General features: G+C 56.0%; 19 protein-coding genes. 17 read left to right on the forward strand and 2 right to left on the reverse strand.

What is annotated here, in order from left to right; all coding sequences use genetic code 11:
* Positions 1 to 61 precede the first annotated feature (61 nt).
* Positions 62 to 541 carry a 6,7-dimethyl-8-ribityllumazine synthase gene (locus tag ACN0YD_RS02695; protein WP_417317103.1) on the forward strand — a complete coding sequence of 160 codons (480 nt, stop codon included), beginning with the start codon at positions 62 to 64 and terminating at the stop codon, positions 539 to 541.
* A gap of 31 nt (positions 542 to 572) precedes the next feature.
* On the opposite strand, the gene ACN0YD_RS02700 is transcribed toward ACN0YD_RS02695, so the two are convergent.
* Both ACN0YD_RS02700 and ACN0YD_RS02705 read right to left on the reverse strand, forming a co-directional pair.
* On the reverse strand, positions 573 to 1,181 hold the full coding sequence (locus ACN0YD_RS02700; RefSeq protein WP_417317104.1) for a 2-hydroxychromene-2-carboxylate isomerase: 609 nt from the start codon (positions 1,179 to 1,181) through the stop codon (positions 573 to 575).
* A 110-nt stretch (positions 1,182 to 1,291) separates the two neighbouring features.
* Complete coding sequence (locus tag ACN0YD_RS02705) at positions 1,292 to 1,873, reverse strand: PEP-CTERM sorting domain-containing protein (protein WP_417317105.1); 582 nt, start codon at positions 1,871 to 1,873, stop codon at positions 1,292 to 1,294.
* A gap of 364 nt (positions 1,874 to 2,237) precedes the next feature.
* On the opposite strand from ACN0YD_RS02705, the gene ACN0YD_RS02710 reads away from it, so the two are divergent.
* From ACN0YD_RS02710 to thiD, 16 genes are all read left to right on the forward strand, one after another.
* A complete protein-coding gene (locus ACN0YD_RS02710; RefSeq protein WP_417317106.1) occupies positions 2,238 to 2,987 on the forward strand; it encodes a YebC/PmpR family DNA-binding transcriptional regulator in 750 nt (249 codons plus the stop codon).
* Positions 2,984 to 3,571: a crossover junction endodeoxyribonuclease RuvC gene (ruvC, locus tag ACN0YD_RS02715; protein ID WP_417317107.1), complete on the forward strand. Its 588-nt coding sequence runs from the start codon at positions 2,984 to 2,986 to the stop codon at positions 3,569 to 3,571. Before ACN0YD_RS02710 ends, ruvC begins: the two co-directional genes overlap by 4 nt.
* Positions 3,568 to 4,200 carry a Holliday junction branch migration protein RuvA gene (ruvA, locus tag ACN0YD_RS02720; RefSeq protein ID WP_417317108.1) on the forward strand — a complete coding sequence of 211 codons (633 nt, stop codon included), beginning with the start codon at positions 3,568 to 3,570 and terminating at the stop codon, positions 4,198 to 4,200. The genes ruvC and ruvA overlap by 4 nt, the downstream gene beginning before the upstream one ends.
* Positions 4,197 to 5,258 (forward strand): Holliday junction branch migration DNA helicase RuvB, encoded by a 1,062-nt coding sequence (gene ruvB / locus ACN0YD_RS02725; RefSeq protein WP_417317109.1) that lies wholly within the window; start codon positions 4,197 to 4,199, stop codon positions 5,256 to 5,258. Before ruvA ends, ruvB begins: the two co-directional genes overlap by 4 nt.
* Positions 5,251 to 5,721 (forward strand): tol-pal system-associated acyl-CoA thioesterase, encoded by a 471-nt coding sequence (ybgC, locus tag ACN0YD_RS02730; RefSeq protein WP_417317110.1) that lies wholly within the window; start codon positions 5,251 to 5,253, stop codon positions 5,719 to 5,721. Before ruvB ends, ybgC begins: the two co-directional genes overlap by 8 nt.
* Positions 5,722 to 5,746: 25 nt before the next feature.
* Positions 5,747 to 6,463: a protein TolQ gene (gene tolQ / locus ACN0YD_RS02735; RefSeq protein WP_417317111.1), complete on the forward strand. Its 717-nt coding sequence runs from the start codon at positions 5,747 to 5,749 to the stop codon at positions 6,461 to 6,463.
* Positions 6,463 to 6,903, forward strand: a complete 441-nt coding sequence (gene tolR / locus ACN0YD_RS02740; protein ID WP_417317112.1) for a protein TolR — start codon at positions 6,463 to 6,465, stop codon at positions 6,901 to 6,903. Before tolQ ends, tolR begins: the two co-directional genes overlap by 1 nt.
* A gap of 12 nt (positions 6,904 to 6,915) precedes the next feature.
* Positions 6,916 to 7,755, forward strand: a complete 840-nt coding sequence (locus ACN0YD_RS02745) for a hypothetical protein (RefSeq protein WP_417317113.1) — start codon at positions 6,916 to 6,918, stop codon at positions 7,753 to 7,755.
* 5 nt (positions 7,756 to 7,760) lie between these two features.
* A complete protein-coding gene (gene tolB, locus ACN0YD_RS02750; RefSeq protein WP_417317114.1) occupies positions 7,761 to 9,116 on the forward strand; it encodes a Tol-Pal system beta propeller repeat protein TolB in 1,356 nt (451 codons plus the stop codon).
* Between the two features lie 166 nt (positions 9,117 to 9,282).
* On the forward strand, positions 9,283 to 9,828 hold the full coding sequence (pal, locus tag ACN0YD_RS02755; protein ID WP_417317115.1) for a peptidoglycan-associated lipoprotein Pal: 546 nt from the start codon (positions 9,283 to 9,285) through the stop codon (positions 9,826 to 9,828).
* 112 nt (positions 9,829 to 9,940) lie between these two features.
* Positions 9,941 to 10,807: a tol-pal system protein YbgF gene (gene ybgF, locus ACN0YD_RS02760; RefSeq protein ID WP_417317116.1), complete on the forward strand. Its 867-nt coding sequence runs from the start codon at positions 9,941 to 9,943 to the stop codon at positions 10,805 to 10,807.
* A gap of 27 nt (positions 10,808 to 10,834) precedes the next feature.
* Positions 10,835 to 12,154 (forward strand): tRNA lysidine(34) synthetase TilS, encoded by a 1,320-nt coding sequence (gene tilS, locus ACN0YD_RS02765; RefSeq protein WP_417317117.1) that lies wholly within the window; start codon positions 10,835 to 10,837, stop codon positions 12,152 to 12,154.
* Between the two features lie 124 nt (positions 12,155 to 12,278).
* Positions 12,279 to 14,210, forward strand: a complete 1,932-nt coding sequence (ftsH, locus tag ACN0YD_RS02770) for an ATP-dependent zinc metalloprotease FtsH (RefSeq protein ID WP_417318835.1) — start codon at positions 12,279 to 12,281, stop codon at positions 14,208 to 14,210.
* Positions 14,211 to 14,228: 18 nt separating this feature from the next.
* Positions 14,229 to 15,329, forward strand: a complete 1,101-nt coding sequence (gene folP / locus ACN0YD_RS02775; RefSeq protein ID WP_417317118.1) for a dihydropteroate synthase — start codon at positions 14,229 to 14,231, stop codon at positions 15,327 to 15,329.
* 152 nt (positions 15,330 to 15,481) lie between these two features.
* Positions 15,482 to 16,843 carry a phosphoglucosamine mutase gene (glmM, locus tag ACN0YD_RS02780; protein WP_417317119.1) on the forward strand — a complete coding sequence of 454 codons (1,362 nt, stop codon included), beginning with the start codon at positions 15,482 to 15,484 and terminating at the stop codon, positions 16,841 to 16,843.
* A gap of 2 nt (positions 16,844 to 16,845) precedes the next feature.
* On the forward strand, positions 16,846 to 17,691 hold the full coding sequence (gene thiD, locus ACN0YD_RS02785; RefSeq protein WP_417317120.1) for a bifunctional hydroxymethylpyrimidine kinase/phosphomethylpyrimidine kinase: 846 nt from the start codon (positions 16,846 to 16,848) through the stop codon (positions 17,689 to 17,691).
* Position 17,692 lies beyond the last annotated feature (1 nt).

Here is a 17,692-nt window from a genome sequence, read left to right on the forward strand (position 1 = left end):
GGCCAGATTTATCTTTTCGTGCGCCTTGGTTCTGTTTTCTTAAATTGAAAAGGAGCAAACCATGGATAAATTATCCCAAAACCCCTCTGCGGCTCTCAAGGTCGCTTTTATCAAGGCCCGCTGGCATGCGGACATTGTCGACCAGTGTCATGACAGCTGTGCGGCTTATTTCAGTGATCATGCCGGCAAGGCGGTTGAGCTGGAGGCTTTCAAGGTGCCCGGCGCCTTTGAAATTCCCCTTCTGGCCCAGGATCTGGCCAAAAGCGGGCAGTATGATGCGGTGATTGCCTCCGCCTTTGTGGTCAACGGCGGCATTTACCGGCATGATTTCGTCTCGGCGGCGGTCATCGACGGGCTGATGCGGGTGCAGCTGGATACGGGCGTGCCCGTCTTCTCGGCGGTTCTGACCCCGCATAACTTCCACGAGACAGAGGATCATCAAAACTTCTTCCGCGGTCATTTTGTGATCAAGGGCCAGGAAGTGGCCCAGGCGTGCCTCGCCATGCTTGATGTGCGGGAAAGGCTGACAGAAGCGGCCTGATGCAGTGGAAGGCGGTCGAAAGGCCGCCTTTTTAACGGCTTGCGACCCAGTCCAGCGCCTGATCAAGCCGGTCATCGCCCCAAAAGAGCTCCCCGTCCGGGGTGGTGAGGCTGGGGGCGCCGAAAATGCCGTGGCTTATGGCCTCGTCGGTATTATCTTTAAGCGCCTGCTTGATGTCCGGGGTCTGGGTCTGCGCCAGAAGTGGCCCGGCGTCCAGTTCCATGTCCGCCAGAATGCCGGAAATCACCTCCGGGTCCGAGATGCACTTATCAGCGGTCCATTGCGCCCGGTAGACCCGGCGGCTGAATTCGGCCCGCATTCCGTCATCGGGTAGGCTGAGCGCCACCCGGGCGGCCAATACGCTGTGCTGCGGCAATTCATTGACGACGGGGACTTTAAAGGGAAGGCCATAGCGCGCTGCCTGTCGCTCCATATCCCGCCACATATAGTCGCCCTTGGCCTTGTATATCTTGAAAGGGGTGGTGTTCCAGCCCTGGGCGTGGAAGATCGGGCCCAGCAGGAACGGCCGCCAGCGGACGATAATGCCTCTGTCACGGGCCAGCGGGCCGATGCGTTCCGCCGCCAGATAGCTGTAGGTGGAGGCGAATTCATACCAGAAATCGATGGTTTTCTTGTTCATGGAGAAAAGCCTATCCCCGGAACGCGGAAAGGGCAAGCCCATGAAAATGAAAAGGGGATATAAAAAAGGCGACCCGGAGGCCGCCTTTTCAGAATACTAGTCGTTATATTTTAGCCGCGGCGACGGGCGAGGCCGAAGCCAGCCAGACCCAGGCCCAGCAGGCCGAGCGAGGCCGGGGCGGAAACTTCGCGGGCGATATAATCATCGCCGTAAGTGATTTCCAGGCTCCAGCCCAGCAGAGTGTTGTCTTCGCCGGGTTCATAGGTATCAAGGAAGCTCAGGCTCCAAAGGCCGTTGGCGTTCATGCTATCAAAAGCGCTCAGGGCTTCTTCAGGGGCAAAGGTTCCGTCAATAGTGCCGGACAGAGGCAGGCTGTTCCCTGACTCATCGTCCAGAACAACATCATAATATGCGTCCAAAACATCATCTTCTGCCGCGCTTATCAGCGTGATCGACGTGCCGTTGAAATTAAGGAAAACACTGATATCGCCTGCATATTCAGGGGTAATCTGAAAAGCGACATTTACATCCAGAATGGTGCCGCTATCGGCAATAAATCCATTGGCGAAAGTCTCGATATCATCGTCAATGTCGTTCATGCCGGCGAAATCATAGGTGACGGTGACGGCATGGGCGGCTGATGCGGAAAGCATCAGGAAAAGAGAAGAAAGAATAATTGCAAGTTTTTTCATTTTACTACCCTTAATAAATTATACTTCCGCGATACTACGCAATCTTCGTGCCAAAAATATAACCTATTGAAAAATAATAATTTTTATTGTTTTTGATTATTAGGTCCTTCTAAATATGTAAAAAATCCTGACACATCATCAGTTTTTTTTACAGTTTGATGGCTTGTTGATGGCTGGGGTGACAGTGTCTGCACGGTAGCGAAGTTTTTTTTTAGGTGTCAGCTTTTTTTCTAAAAAATACAACTCCCTGTTCACAAATGCGACTCGGTGAAGTACAAGGAGGAAACCCTGTTTGCGGGCGGCCGGAGACTTACCGGTTGGCCCCGGTATTGAAGACCAGAAGACGTAAGAAAGAAGTGGACCTATGGCAGGACATTCCAAGTTCAAAAATATCATGCATCGCAAGGGTGCGCAGGATAAAAAACGCTCCTCCCTGTTCAGCAAGCTGAGCAAGGAAATCACCGTTGCCGCCAAAATGGGTGGCGTTGATGTTGATGCCAATCCGCGCCTGCGGCTGGCGGTGAAAAACGCCCAGTCCAATTCCATGCCCAAGGATAATATCCAGCGGGCGATTAATAAATCCCAGGCCGGAGAAGGCGATGATTACGAGGAAATTCGCTACGAAGGGTTCGGCCCGGGCGGTATCGCCATCATTGTCGAGGCCCTGACCGATAACCGCAACCGGGCGGCCAGTGAAATCCGCACCGCCTTTGCCAAGAACGGCGGCAACATGGGCGAAAGCGGTAGCGTGTCCTACCAGTTCGACAAGGTCGGCGAGATCATTTTCGAGGCCTCTGTCATGGATGCGGACGCCATGTTTGAGGCGGCCCTGGAAGCCGGGGCTGAAGATGTGGCCTCCGACGATGAAACCCATGAAATCTATTGCGCCATGGAAGACCTGAACACGGTCAGCACGGCGCTTGAGGAAGCTGTGGGCAGCGAGCCGAAATCCTCCAAGCTGATCTGGAAACCCCAGAACACCATCGAGGTGAGCGAGGAAGACGCCGAGAAGCTGATGAAAATGCTGGATGTGATGGACGATCTGGACGACGTTCAGAATGTCTATGGCAACTATGAAATTTCCGATGAAATTCTGGAGAAGCTGAACGGGTGACAAAAAGGCAACGTCTGATCGGGTTTGATCCCGGATTGCGCAAGACCGGCTGGGGCATTATTGATGTGGAGGGCAGCCGCCTGACCCATGTGGCCAACGGCATTGTGCATTCAGACGCCTCCTCGACCCTTGCGGAACGGCTGGTGCAGCTTTATGACGGCCTGACGTCAGTCATTGCCGACTGGGAACCTCAGTCTGCCGCTGTCGAGGAAACTTTTGTCAACAAGAACCCGACCTCGACCCTGAAACTGGGTCAGGCCAGGGGGGTGGTACTTCTGGTGCCGGCCATGGCGGGCATTCCGGTGGCGGAATATACGCCAAACCATATCAAGAAATCAGTGGTCGGTTCCGGTCATGCCGCCAAACAGCAGGTTCTGGCCATGCTTGGGGTGCTATTGCCGGGGATCGAAATCAATGGCGAGGATGCGGGAGATGCCTTGTCCGTGGCCATCTGTCATGCCCACAATGGCGGCGGGCATGCGACACTGCATTCAACAATGACAAAGAGAAAAAACCCGCTGGAGGAGGCCCTGGCGGCCCCGCCCGGCGCACAGATTATCGTACCGGGGAGACGGCAGAGGTGATAGCCAAACTTAGGGGAATTCTGGACAGTTCAGGGGAAGACTGGTGTGTTATTGATGTGAACGGGGTCGGCTATCTGGTCTTTTGTTCCTCGCGCACCCTCAATCATCTGGCGACCATGGGCGAGACTGTCTCCCTGCTGATCGATACCCATGTGCGGGAGGATCATATTCATCTTTACGGTTTTGTCAGCGAACTGGAGCGGGACTGGTTCCGGCTGCTGCAGACCGTACAGGGGGTGGGTGCCAAGGTGGCGCTGGCTATTCAGTCTGTTGCCGGCCCGGACGAGCTGACCCAATCCATTGCCGCCCAGGACAAAACAACCGTCTCGCGCGCCAGTGGTGTGGGCCCCAAAGTGGCAACCCGCATCGTTAACGAACTGAAGGACAAGGTGGCTAAATTTGCCATGGCGCCGGTGCAACTTGGCGCCAAAGGGGATGGTGTTGCCGCCGCAGCCGCAGCGCCGTCCGAAGCCGCCGGTGATATCCAGGATGCGGTTTCGGCGCTTGTGCATCTGGGCTATAAACAGGCGGACGCCTATGTGGCGGTCAGCACAGTTGCGCGCGAGCTGGGCGAGGAGGCTGATGTGAAAAAACTGATCCGCCTCGGCCTTAAGGAGTTGAGTATATGAGCGAAGGTGAGGGCAGGCTGCTTGGCGGCGCGGCCCGAACGGAAGACGAATTTGACAGCACCATCCGGCCGACCCGGCTGGCGGAGTTTATCGGCCAGCGCAAGGCCTGTGAAAATCTGGAAATTTTCATTCAGGCGGCGCGAACCCGGGGCGATGCGCTGGATCACGTGCTGTTCTACGGCCCGCCGGGGCTCGGCAAGACTACGCTGGCCCAGATCATGGCGCGGGAGCTCGGGGTTAATTTCCGGGCCACAGCCGGACCTGTGATTTCCAAGGCCGGGGATTTGGCGGCTTTGCTGACCAATCTGGAAGAAAACGACATTCTTTTCATTGATGAAATTCACCGGCTTAATCCGGCGGTGGAGGAAATTCTCTATCCGGCCATGGAGGATTACCACCTCGACCTGATCATCGGCGAGGGCCCGGCGGCCCGTTCCGTGCGTATCGACCTGCCGCCTTTTACGCTGGTGGGCGCCACAACCCGGTCCGGGCTTCTGACTACGCCGCTCAGGGATCGTTTCGGCATTCCCACCCGTCTGGAATTTTACGGCCCCGAGGATCTGGAAAAGATCGTCAGCCGTGCTGCCCGTGTCCTTGGGGTGGAGATGACCATAGAGGGCGCGCTAGAAGTGGCGAAACGGGCCCGCGGGACACCGCGTATTGCCGGACGGCTGCTGCGCCGGGTGCGGGATTTCGCCCTGGTGGCCGGAAGCGGCGTGGTGGATGAGAAGATCGCGGACCAGGCGCTTAACCGAATGGAGGTTGATTCTGTCGGGCTGGACGCCATGGACCATCGTTATCTTAACTGTATTGGGGTTAACTATAGTGGCGGGCCGGTGGGAATCGAGACTCTGGCGGCTGCTTTGTCTGAACCAAGGGACGCCATTGAGGAGATCATCGAGCCCTATCTGATCCAGATTGGTTTCGTGCAAAGAACGCCGCGGGGACGCATGCTGGCGCCGGCCGCCTTCTCTCACATCGGCCTTGATGCGCCGAAAATCGCGGGAACGGCTCAGTTTAGCTTGCCGGACATAGAGGAAGAGGGCGGCGATGACTGAAATTTCGCCACATTTGGTAAATATTCTGCCTGAACATCTGGCCGGAACGCTGGAACAGGGCGTCCATATTCTGCCGGTCCGGGTTTATTACGAAGATACCGATGCGGGAGGGATCGTCTATTACGCCAATTACCTGAAATATCTGGAGCGGGGCCGCTCGGACATGTTGCGTCTCCTTGGGGTGGACCAGATGGGTATGCTGGCCTTTGAACAGGACGATGATGTCCAGTTTGTAGTCCGACGGGCGGAGGTGGACTATATCAGCCCGGCCCGGCTGGATGAGGTACTTCTTGTCAGGACTGAAATCGAGAAGGCCGCAGGCGCAACACTGGTCATGAGGCAGAATATCTACCGGGGCGAAGAGCTTCTGGTTTCCGCGCTGATCAAGGCGGGCATATTGGGTAAGACGGGCAAGCCGGTGCGTATGCCTGGCAGAATCAGGAAACTGATTGAAAATATTTAATTTATTCCGGGGTTAGGACAAAAGTATGGAACAGAATGCAGTAGAAGCGGTGGAACTGGGCGGCAATATTCCTGATTTTTCCCTATGGGGCATGTTTGCCCAGGCTGACTGGATCGTTCAGGCGGTCATGATCATCCTGCTTTTATCCTCCGTCTGGTGCTGGGCCATTATCGTCGACAAGGTGCGCCGTATTCGCCGCATCAGCGCCCAGGCGGACCAGTTCGATGCGGAATTCTGGTCCGGTAACTCGCTTGAGGAGCTGTTTGAGAGAATGCGCCGTAATCCGGACCATCCCATGGCCATGCTGTTTGTGGCGGCTATGAAGGAATGGCAGCGATCCGTCTCTGGCACCGGCAAGATTGCTATGGGTGTGCAGGATCGCCTGTACCGGGTCATGCGGGTGACCGTCAGCCGGGAAATGGAAGGCCTGGAAAGTTATCTCAGTTTTCTTGCCACGGTCGGTGCTACGGCCCCCTTCGTTGGCCTGTTCGGCACCGTCTGGGGCATTATGAACTCATTCCAGTCCATCGCCATCACCCATAACTCCTCTCTCGCCGTGGTGGCGCCCGGCATTGCCGAGGCCCTGTTTGCCACGGCCATGGGGCTTGTGGCCGCGATCCCGGCGGTGGTGGGATATAACAAGATTTCCAATGACCTGGGACGTTACGCCAACCGGCTCGACAGTTTCGCCGACGAATTCGGCACCATCCTGTCCCGCCAGATTGACGAGGAGAGCCACTGATGGCCGGTCCGGTAAACCAGCCGCATCACCATCGCAGCGGCTTTCGCCGTCGCCACAGGGCCATGAGCGAAATTAACGTCACCCCCTTTGTGGATGTGATGCTGGTGCTTCTGGTGGTCTTTATGGTGGCTGCCCCGCTGTTGACGGTGGGGGTGCCCATCGATCTGCCCAATTCCGAAGCCAAACCGCTGCCTGAAAATACCAAGCCCCTGTCCATCACCATCGACAAGGCTGGTAAAATCTATCTCCAGGACGAGGAAGTCCGTATTAGCGAGCTGGTGCCTCGGCTCAAGGTGGTGTTCGAGAACCGCACCGATGACCGGATCTATGTTCATGGCGATCAGGCGGTGGATTATGGTGCGGTAATGAAGGTAATGGGCGTGATGAACGCGGCCGGTTATTCCCGGGTGGCTCTGGTGACCGACACGGTCGATCGGTAAACGGGAGCTATCGTGCGCAAGGCTTTGATCATATCCGGTGTGGCCCATCTCCTTGCCATTGTTGTAGGGATTGTGGGAGTGCCGGTGCTATTCCCGGATGATACGGAAACCGAAATGTCCGTGATCCCCGTGGAAGTGGTCAAGATCGGCGACGTGCAGAAGCTGAAATCGGAACCGCCCAAGGTGGAAAAGAAGGCCGAGGAAAAGGAACCGGAAGAGAAGAAGCCGACGCGCAAGGTGGAAATGCCGCCGGAACCGCCGAAACTGGCTTCCGACATGCCCTTGCCCGACGTGAAGGAAAAGCCGGTGGAAAAAAAGCCGGAAAAGAAACCGGATCCGCAGGTGGCTGCGGTAACAACGCCGACGGTAACGCCCAAGTCTAAACCGCGGCCGCCGAGCCGGTTCCAGGTCGACCGGGTCGCCGCCCTGCTGGACAAACGGCAGGAAGAGGAAAAATCCATTGGCGATATCCTGGAGGAAAAGGGATATGACCAGCCGCAGCCGGTGAACCGGATCGAGGTCGAGCAGCAGATGATGACCCTGGCACAGGCCGTCGCCAAGCAGATTTACGATCGTAAGTGCTGGAATGTGCCGGCCGGCGCCAGGGATGCGGAGAATTTGTTGATTGTGGTGCAGGTTTGGCTTAGGCCTGACGGCACCATGGCAAGACCGCCGGAAGTCAGGGACGAGGGACGGATGAACCAGCCCGGACAGGAATTTTACCGCACGGCGGCGGAAAGTGCCCTCAGGGCGGTGCGCAAGTGTGTGCCTTACGAGCTGCCCAAGGAAAAATATGAACTCTGGAGGGAAATGGAACTTTATTTCGATCCCAAAGAGTTTTTGACCAGTTGAAGGAAATGAATGGAGAAAATCGCGTGAAGCTTGTTAAATTGGTACTTCTGTCTGTATTCAGCCTCTTTCTGGCCATCAGCAGCGCCCACGCGGTGCTCAGGGTGGATATTACCCAGGGGCATGCCGACCCGCTTCCCATTGCGATCAAGGATCTGGCGGGGGACGGCCGTCAGCTCAATACCGGCGGGACGGTTGATGATATCGGCCGCAACATTGCCCGGGTGGTCAGCGCCGACCTGGAACGGTCCGGCCTGTTTAGAACCATTGATAGGGCCGCCTTTTTCAAGGAAGTGCCGGGCAGCCGGCCAAAGTTCCCCAACTGGCGTTCCATTGGCGCCCAGGCGCTGGTGACCGGGCAGCTGACATTGCAGGAAGACGGCCGGGTCAAGGTGGAATTCCGCCTCTGGGATGTCTTGTCCAGCGGACAGATGATTGGCCTGCGCTATTATACTACACCGCAGAACTGGCGCCGCATCGCCCATATGATGGCTGACGCTATTTACAAGCGCCTGACCGGGGAAAGCGGCTATTTCGATACCCGGATCGTCTATGTGTCCGAAAGCGGATTGCAGACCAACCGGACCAAACGGCTGGCGATCATGGACCAGGACGGCCATAATCATAAATTCCTTACCGACGGCAGGCACATGGCGCTGACTCCACGGTTTTCGCCGACCGCGCAGGAAATCACCTATCTTTCCTATTTCAATGATAATCCGCGGGTTTATCTCTATAATATCGATACCGGAAAGCAGGAACTTCTGGGGGATTTTCCGGGTATGACCTTTGCGCCGCGCTTTTCACCTGACGGCAACAAAGTCATTATGTCACAGGCGCAAAGGGGTAATTCCGACATTTATGTGATGGAATTAAGGACCCGTAAAGTCACACGCCTGACCAGCCATTCGGCCATTGATACCTCTCCCAGCTATTCTCCGGACGGGCGGAATATTACCTTCAACTCGGACCGGGGCGGCAGCCAGCAGATTTATGTCATGAATTCCAATGGCAAGAATATCCGCCGGATCAGTTTTGGCAAGGGCCGCTACGGGACGCCGGTCTGGTCGCCGAGAGGGGATTTAATAGCTTTTACAAAGATTTACCAGGGACGATTCTATATTGGCGTCATGCGTCCGGATGGCTCTGGAGAGAGGCTTCTGACCGAAAGTTTCCTGGATGAAGGGCCGACCTGGTCGCCCAACGGCCGTGTATTGATGTTTTTCAGGCAACAGCCCTATGATAAAAATGGCACGGGAGGAGAAACCCAGATATGGTCTGTTGACCTTACAGGCTACAATGAACGGCAGATTATAACGCCTCTGGATGCCTCTGACCCTGCATGGTCCCCCTTGATTAGATGAACGGGTCTGGTATAGTTGCCATATTTTGGCTATAGAACGTATGTTAAAGACAGAAATATAAATAAAATAAAGAAGTTTTAGACTGTGCTAGTTCTTGATATAATTGGGGATCGGCAATAAATTGGTTGGTGAAAAAATTTTAATATAAGCGTGGAAGGACCACTAGATGCTGGAAAAATTAATTGGCGCAAAATACTGGATGGTTATTGGGGCAGTGCTGCTGGTCAGCGCTTGCGCCGGTAAAGAGGAACAGCCTGTCGATGGTACTGGGGATACGGGAATGGGGCAGGAACAGCCTTCCGTTGACAGTGCCCCGACCGAGGGAGTTGATGTAGAGCCGGAAGATGTGGGCCCGGTACCGGGATCACAGGATGATCTGGACCAGACTGCTGGTGCACTGGTTTATTTCGGGTTTGACCGTTATGACCTGACTGCGGATGCCCGGTCTACGCTTCAGACCCAGGCTCGCTGGATCATGGACACCAATGCGTCAGTGACAATCGAAGGACATTGTGACGAACGCGGTACCCGCGAGTACAACCTTGCTCTGGGTGACCGGCGTGCAACTGCCGTGAAAAACTATCTGGTGGCTCTTGGGGTGAACGCTTCCAAAATCCGCACTGTCAGCTATGGCAAGGAACGCCCGGCTGTAAGCGGTTCAGGTGAGGCTGTATGGGCCCAGAACCGTCGCGGATACACACGCGTAGAATAACAGTTTTGATGTAAATCGTACCCGCGCGGTCTCTTTCAGGGTCTGCGCGGGTATTTTTGTATTGTCACCTTTGTATTTTTTAGCGGCATCCGGAGGCCGGCGGGAGAAGATAATGAACAGGCAAGCAAGGAAAATAACGGGGATCGGACTGGTTTCAGCGGTTTTGATTGCGGGTGCGTTCATTGCCTCTCCTGTCCGGGCACAAAGCCTGGAAAAGAAAGTGGAAGTCCTGGAAAAACAGCTGCGCGCCGTCCAGCGCAAGGTTTTTACGCCGGGCAGCTATTTTGAAGGTGGTGATGCATCCGGTGCCCAGGCCGGAGCGCCTGCTCCCCAGGGAGGGATGCTTCTTGCCGATATGGAAGCCAGGGTCAGCCAGATTGAAACCCAGATGCGTCAATTGACCGGCCAGGTGGAGGAGACAAACTATCGCCTGACCCAGTTGGCCGACAGGCTGGAAACCCTGGTCAAGGATTATGAATTCCGGCTTGCCGAACTGGAAAAAGGCGGGGGAGCCGCTGTTCCGGCGGCAGAGTCCGCGAAAGCTGTGGAAACGACTGGCGCTGCTGCAGCCACTGACGAACCGGCGCTGCCCATGGGGACTGAAAAACAGCAGTATGACTATGCTTACGGCCTTGTGACCAAAGGGGATTATACCCGTGCGGAACGGACCCTGCAGGCCTTTCTCAAGCAGCACCCGGATCACGAACTGGCCGGAAATGCCAAATACTGGCTCGGTCAGACCTATTATGTACGCGGCATGTATACCGAAGCGACCCGTACTTTCCTGGAAGGCTATCAGAATTATCCCGAAAGCCAGAAAGGTCCGGGTTTCCTGTTGAAAATCGGCATGTCTCTTGCCGCGATGGGGGAAAAGGCGGATGCCTGCGAAGCCTATCGCGAACTGACTGCACGCTATCCCGACAGTACGGAAAACAAGACCCGTCGTCCTGCGGAGGAGAAAAAGGCCGGCTGCCAGTAACTTCCGGCATTAACACCTGGAGGCCGGATGGACCAGCCCCTTACTGCAGAAAACTTTGATCTTTTGATGCGGGATCTGCCGGTGGCGGACCTGTCGGGCGGCACAATTGCGGTCGCTGTATCCGGCGGTGCGGACAGCATGGCGCTTGCCCTTATGCTTGATGACTGGTGCCGGAAGCGGAAAGTTGATCTTCTGGCTCTGACGGTAAATCACGGGCTCAGGCCCGAGGCGGGCCGGGAGTGTGAACAGGTGCGGACCTGGCTGGCCGCCCTGGATATCCCGCAGGAAACGCTGACCTGGCGGCAGGCCACCCCCACAAGCAGCATTCAGGAGGGTGCCCGCCGCATAAGATATGAACTGCTTGGGCGGCGCTGTGCCGAGCTGGGGATCAAATATCTGTTTCTGGCCCATCATCAGGATGATCAGGCGGAAACTTTCCTGTTGCGTCTGGCCCGGGGCAGCGGCGTGGATGGTCTGGCGGCCATGCGCCGGACAGCGGCTTTTCCGCTGCGGCCCGAAGATGTAATGGAAGACCGGCTGCCTGTGCTTTGCCGCCCGCTTCTGGATTGCAACAAGAAACAGCTTGTGGCCTATTTGGCGTCATGCGGTCAGGACTGGATCGAGGATCCCAGCAACCAGGATATGAAACATAACAGGGTCCAGGTGAGGGAATTCCTGGCTCATACCACCATCACCGGCCTCACTACCGCCCGCCTGGCGGATACGGCAAAACGCATGCAGGCGGTCCAGAACCTGCTGGACCGGCTGACGGATGATCTCTATCAGCTTGGTGTAAATATCCATCCCCAGGGTTATGCCGAAGTTACAATGTCCGCACTTCTGGCGGCTGAACAGGAAATTGCCTTCAGGCTTCTGGCCCGGGTGTTGAAACTGGTTTCCGGATCGGAATTTCCCCCCAGGTTCGAGAAAACCCGAAATCTCCATGAACGCCTTGCGACGGGTGAAAAGGTGGACCAGACTATCGGCGGATGCCGGGTTATTCTGATGCAGCCGGAGCTTCTTCTGGTGGTTCGGGAGGAAGCCGCAGTCGCCGGGGAAAGGGATGTGACTGCCGGCGAGAAAGTCCTTTGGGATGGCCGATTCCGACTGGACGTGCCGGAAGAGGGCCGGATTTGCAAGCTGGGGCAGACGGGATGGCGGGAGCTTTCCCGCGAAAGGCCGGAACTGAAGCAGAATTCTGCCCTGAAACATGCTATACCGGCCCTGCCGTGCTTGCAGACCAGGGCGGGCGAGAAAATACGGCCCGATGTTTTGCCGGGCGAGGAAAAAAAAACGTTCCGGGCTGTTTTTCGCGTTCCCGGAGACAATTTTACTGAAAAGAAATAAAAAACAGCTTATTCTGATGAAAATGCGGCTGTCATGACTTGTCTTGGCCACATTCGCGCTTATCTTAGGTCATGACGGATTTTCAAAGGCGCTTCGGCGCCATTCTTTAACTGGAAAGTGATACATAGAAAATATGGCACGTAATCTGGCATTTTGGGCAATTATCCTGATCCTGCTCATGGTTTTATATAATGCATTCAATCCCGGTGCGGGCATGCAGAATCGCTCAACCGAGATGGCATTTTCCGATTTTCTTGACAGTGTCGAGGCAGGACAGGTCCAGCAGGTGGTCATTCAGGGACGTGCCATCAAGGGCATGGATTCGGGCGGGGCGACGTTCTATACTTATGCACCCAATGATCCGAACCTGGTTGAGAAACTCCGCAATCAGGGAGTCAGGATCGTGGCCGAGCCGGAAGAGGGAAGCCCCTTCTGGAGTATCGTTCTGAGCTGGTTGCCGATGATCATTCTGATCGGGGTATGGATTTTCTTCATGCGCCAGATGCAGGGTAACAGCGGCAAGGCCATGGGCTTCGGCAAATCAAAAGCCAAGCTTCTGACCGAACGGCAGGGCCGGGTGACCTTCGATGATGTGGCCGGCATTGACGAGGCCAAGGAAGAACTTGAGGAAATTGTCGAGTTCCTGAAAGATCCCCAGAAATTTCAGCGTCTTGGCGGTACCATCCCCAAAGGTGCGCTGCTTGTGGGACCTCCGGGTACCGGTAAGACATTGCTTGCCCGCGCCATTGCCGGCGAAGCCAATGTACCTTTCTTCACCATCTCCGGTTCCGACTTTGTGGAAATGTTCGTCGGTGTTGGTGCAAGCCGGGTTCGCGATATGTTCGAACAGGCCAAGAAAAATGCCCCCTGTATTATCTTTATCGACGAAATTGATGCCGTCGGTCGCCATCGCGGCGCCGGACTCGGTGGCGGTAACGACGAACGGGAACAGACCCTCAACCAGTTGCTGGTGGAAATGGACGGCTTTGAGGCCAATGAAGGTGTCATCCTGATTGCAGCGACCAACCGGCCTGATGTGCTTGATCCGGCGCTGTTGCGCCCGGGTCGTTTTGACCGCCAGGTGGTGGTGCCGAATCCGGATATTCTGGGCCGAGAGAAGATTCTGAAAGTTCATATGCGCAAGGTGCCGTTGGCCGCTGATGTGGATACCCGGGTTATCGCCCGCGGGACGCCCGGCTTTTCCGGTGCGGATCTCGCCAACCTGGTCAATGAGGCAGCCCTGCTTGCCGCGCGTAAAGGCAAGCGCGTGGTTTCCATGGCAGATTTCGAATTTGCCAAGGATAAGGTGATGATGGGAGCGGAACGCCGCTCCATGGTTATGTCAGAGGATGAGAAAAAGCTGACGGCCTATCACGAGGGCGGTCATGCCCTGGTGGCGCTGCATAGTCCGGCGTCCGATCCCATTCACAAGGCGACGATTATTCCCCGGGGACGGGCGCTGGGTATGGTCATGCGTCTGCCGGAGCGGGACCAGTTGTCCATGAGCCGTGAGAAGATGCATGCCGACCTGGCAGTCGCCATGGGGGGGCGCGTGGCCGAGGAACTGATTTTTGGCTATGATAAGGTGACGTCCGGAGCTTCTTCCGATATTTCCTATGCCACTAAAATGGCCCGGGCCATGGTGACCAAATGGGGCATGAGCGACAAGCTTGGACCACTGGAATATGGGGAAAACCAGGAAGAGGTCTTTCTTGGCCATTCTGTGGCCCAGACCCAGAATGTGTCCAGTGCGACAGCTCAGATCATTGATGAGGAAATCCGCCGGATTGTGGATGAATCTCATGAGAAGGCCACCAAGATTCTGACCGATAATATTGATGATCTTCATACCCTGGCCAAGGCGCTTCTGGAATATGAGACCCTGTCCGGTGACGAGATCAAGGATCTGCTGGCCGGCAAGGACATTCATCGTGAGGAATTTACTGATGAATCCGGTCCGGGTGCTTCCGCTGGCGGTTCCGTGCCCTCTACCGGCAGTGCCGAGAAAAAGGGTGGTGACGGTCCCATTGACGCCGATCCGGTGCCCGAAGGCTGATCCGGCTTTCAGGGAGGGATGATGACATCCGGAAAATATTATCTGCAGCCCCTGGGATTTCTCAGGGGCTCATTTGCATCCGAAGCCGTCGAGGCAGGCACAGCGTTGCCGCTGGTGGGTGGCCCCGGAGCCTTTACCGCCTTTCTCTTTAGGGAACGCGAAATGAATGGCCCGGTTCGCCAATCTGTGATGCCGGTCGGGGCGTTTGACGCCTTTCTCGGCAATTTGCCCCCGGAAATCGCCGGGGAGTTGCGCGCCCTCAGGGAAAGGATCACATCTGCCCGTCCTGCCCTGCAGTTGCCGGACGGCAGGCTGATTGACTGGGATCGTCCATTGATCCAGGGAATACTCAATGTGACGCCGGACAGTTTTTCCGATGGCGGGCTGCACAATAGCCCGGACCGTGCCCTGGACCATGCCCGCGAGATGATGGCGCAAGGGGCGGATATCATCGATATCGGCGGCGAGAGCACAAGGCCCGGCGCCGAAGCGGTATCCATTGATGAGGAACTGGAACGTGTGCTGCCGGTCATCAAAAAACTTGCCGGTACTGGAGCGATTGCGTCGCTGGACACCCGGAATGCGGCCGTCATGCGTCAGGGATTGGAGGCCGGGGCACAGATTATCAATGATGTCAGCGCTCTTGCCCATGATGAAGAAGCTGTCTCAGTATTGCAGGAATGTGCCGCGCCGGTGATCCTGATGCATGCGCAGGGAACGCCCCAGACCATGCAGCGGGATCCTGTTTATGATGATGTCCTGCTGGATGTATATGATTATCTGGAGCAGCGGCTCGAATTTTGTCAGCAGAACGGTATTGCCCGGGACAGGCTGATTGTTGATCCGGGTATCGGCTTTGGCAAGACGGTGGATCATAACGCGGCCCTGTTGCAGGGGCTTGCCCTGTTCCATGGGCTCGGCGTGCCGATCCTGCTTGGTGCGTCGCGTAAAAGGTTTATCGAGGCCATGTCCCGGCAGGGCAGGGCGGACAGACGTCTGGGCGGATCGTTATCTGTGGCGCAACTGGCCTGGGAAAACGACATACAGATTGTCAGGGTGCATGACGTACCTGAAACAGTACAAATGTGTGATGTATGGTCATACATAGGTAGTATGTAAAACCTGAGTTCAAAGGCGTAAGATACGGAATTAGTTGCTTTGTCTTATTTTAATCTTATTTATTATGGTTAATAATTCCTTGTTGAGCTTGTATTAACTATTACATGGTACTGCTTGGAAATAAGTGTTTTACCAGACAGAAGAAAAGAAACATGGCACGCAAATATTTCGGCACAGACGGCATTCGCGGGAGAGCGAATGAGGGGCACATGACGGCGGAGGTGGCAACCCGGGTAGGGATGGCTGCCGGTAAACATTTTACAAGAGGAAATCACAAGCACCGTGTGGTAATCGGGAAGGACACGCGCCTGTCCGGTTATATGCTTGAACCTGCTCTTGCTTCTGGTTTCCTGTCCATGGGCATGGATGTGATCATGGTCGGCCCGATGCCAACCCCGGCGGTCGCCATGATGACACGGTCATTACGGGCCGATCTTGGCGTGATGATTTCCGCTTCTCACAACCCTTATCAGGACAATGGCCTGAAGCTCTTCGGTCCCGATGGCCACAAACTGTCTGATGAAATCGAAATGGAGATTGAGCGACGGATGGATAACGGTTATGCCGACCATCTGGTGCCGTCGGAAAAGCTGGGCCGGGCCCAGCGGCTGGAAAATGCCGTCGGCCGCTATATCGAATTTGCCAAGAATACTTTCCCGAAAAACCTGCGCCTGGACGGTCTGAAGATCGTTGTTGACTGTGCCAACGGCGCAGCCTATCGCTCGGCTCCCAGCGTACTCTGGGAACTGGGTGCGGAAGTGATTGCCGTGGGGGTAACTCCCAATGGCACCAATATCAATGAAAAATGCGGCTCCACGGCCCCACAGCTGATGTGCGAGCAGGTGGTGACTCATGGTGCCGATATCGGCATTGCCCTGGACGGGGATGCAGACCGTCTGATCCTTTGCGATGAACATGGGCAGATTATTGACGGTGACCAGCTGCTTGCCACTATTGCCCAGTACTGGCAGGTGGCGGACAAGCTGCGCGGTGGCGCGGTGGTGGCCACCATCATGTCCAACCTGGGCCTTGAAAAATATCTCGACCGCATTGGTCTTGAACTAGTGCGCACCAAAGTGGGTGACCGCTATGTGGTGGAGGCTATGAAAAACCGTGGCCTGAATCTTGGTGGGGAGCAGTCCGGACATATTGTCCTTAGCGATTTCAATACCACAGGGGACGGCCTGATCGCCGCGTTACAGATTCTGGCGGTGCTGGTGAAAAACGGCAAACCGGTCAGCGAAATCTGCAATCTTTTTGAGCCCTATCCCCAGCTTCTGAAAAATGCCCGCTACGTAGATGGTACAAACCCGCTGGAAACTTCCCGGGTCAAGGAAGCCATCCGGGAGGGCGAGGAACGCCTGAACGGCACCGGCCGGGTTGTGATCCGCAAATCCGGTACCGAGCCGGTGATCCGCGTTATGGCCGAGGGCGAAGACGAAAAACTTGTCTCCAACGTTGTAGATGATATTGTAAGCACAGTTGAAAATTCTGCGGAAGAAACTGCGGCCTGATATTGCAAGACACAGCGGACGATAATACTTCACCCCGACAATCCATATGCGGCCGGGTGTTGACCATTGCCGGTTCAGACCCCAGCGGTGGTGCCGGCATACAGGCGGACATCAAAGCCATTTCCGCCATGGGTGCCTATGCCATGGCGGCCATTACTTCCCTGACTGTTCAGAATACGCTCGGTGTCAGCCGGGCGGTGCCAGTGGAAGCGGATATTGTCCGCGACCAGATTCTCGCCTGCCTGGAGGATATCGGGGCGGACGCGATCAAGAGCGGCATGCTGTTTGACGAAACAATCATTTCTATTGTCGCCGACGTGCTTGGCATGGTGGGCCGGAATATTCCCTATGTCCTGGACCCGGTGATGGTGTCCACAAGTGGTCACGCATTGCTGGAAGACCAGGCGCAGAGCGCGCTGATTGGCAAGCTTCTTCCCCTTGCAAGCCTTGTTACCCCGAATATTCCAGAGGCCCGGGCCCTGACCGGCATGTCCACCATCAATACCACGGAGGAAATGCAGAAGGCGGGTGAGAAAATACTGTCGATGGGAGCGCGGGCAGTGCTTGTCAAGGGCGGTCACGGGGCCCAAGACCGGCTTGTTGACCTTTTGGTCACGGCGAAGAAGACAATCACTTTTGAAAGCCGTCGCATTGACACGCCCCACACCCACGGCACCGGTTGTACGCTGGCTTCTGCCATTGCTGCGGGCCTTGCCCAGGGCATGTCGCTGGAGGCCGCTGTCGAACGTGCCCGGGATTATGTTCATCTGGCCATTCTGAAGGCTCCCGGCTTCGGTGGCGGCCACGGGCCATTGAACCATCTTGTCTCGCCGCCCGTAAAAGGGTAGG

This window comes from Emcibacter sp. (assembly GCF_048269205.1).
Classification (GTDB): Bacteria; Pseudomonadota; Alphaproteobacteria; order Sphingomonadales; family Emcibacteraceae; genus Emcibacter.

Coding starts and splice junctions, on each gene's coding strand:
- ACN0YD_RS02695 (WP_417317103.1), top strand. CDS start 62: ATGGATAAATTATCCCAAAACCCCTCTGCGGCTCTCAAGGTCGCTTTT.
- ACN0YD_RS02700 (WP_417317104.1), bottom strand. CDS start 1,181: ATGAACAAGAAAACCATCGATTTCTGGTATGAATTCGCCTCCACCTAC.
- ACN0YD_RS02705 (WP_417317105.1), bottom strand. CDS start 1,873: ATGAAAAAACTTGCAATTATTCTTTCTTCTCTTTTCCTGATGCTTTCC.
- ACN0YD_RS02710 (WP_417317106.1), top strand. CDS start 2,238: ATGGCAGGACATTCCAAGTTCAAAAATATCATGCATCGCAAGGGTGCG.
- ruvB (WP_417317109.1), top strand. CDS start 4,197: ATGAGCGAAGGTGAGGGCAGGCTGCTTGGCGGCGCGGCCCGAACGGAA.
- ybgC (WP_417317110.1), top strand. CDS start 5,251: ATGACTGAAATTTCGCCACATTTGGTAAATATTCTGCCTGAACATCTG.
- tolQ (WP_417317111.1), top strand. CDS start 5,747: ATGGAACAGAATGCAGTAGAAGCGGTGGAACTGGGCGGCAATATTCCT.
- tolR (WP_417317112.1), top strand. CDS start 6,463: ATGGCCGGTCCGGTAAACCAGCCGCATCACCATCGCAGCGGCTTTCGC.
- tolB (WP_417317114.1), top strand. CDS start 7,761: ATGAATGGAGAAAATCGCGTGAAGCTTGTTAAATTGGTACTTCTGTCT.
- pal (WP_417317115.1), top strand. CDS start 9,283: ATGCTGGAAAAATTAATTGGCGCAAAATACTGGATGGTTATTGGGGCA.
- ybgF (WP_417317116.1), top strand. CDS start 9,941: ATGAACAGGCAAGCAAGGAAAATAACGGGGATCGGACTGGTTTCAGCG.
- tilS (WP_417317117.1), top strand. CDS start 10,835: ATGGACCAGCCCCTTACTGCAGAAAACTTTGATCTTTTGATGCGGGAT.
- folP (WP_417317118.1), top strand. CDS start 14,229: ATGATGACATCCGGAAAATATTATCTGCAGCCCCTGGGATTTCTCAGG.
- glmM (WP_417317119.1), top strand. CDS start 15,482: ATGGCACGCAAATATTTCGGCACAGACGGCATTCGCGGGAGAGCGAAT.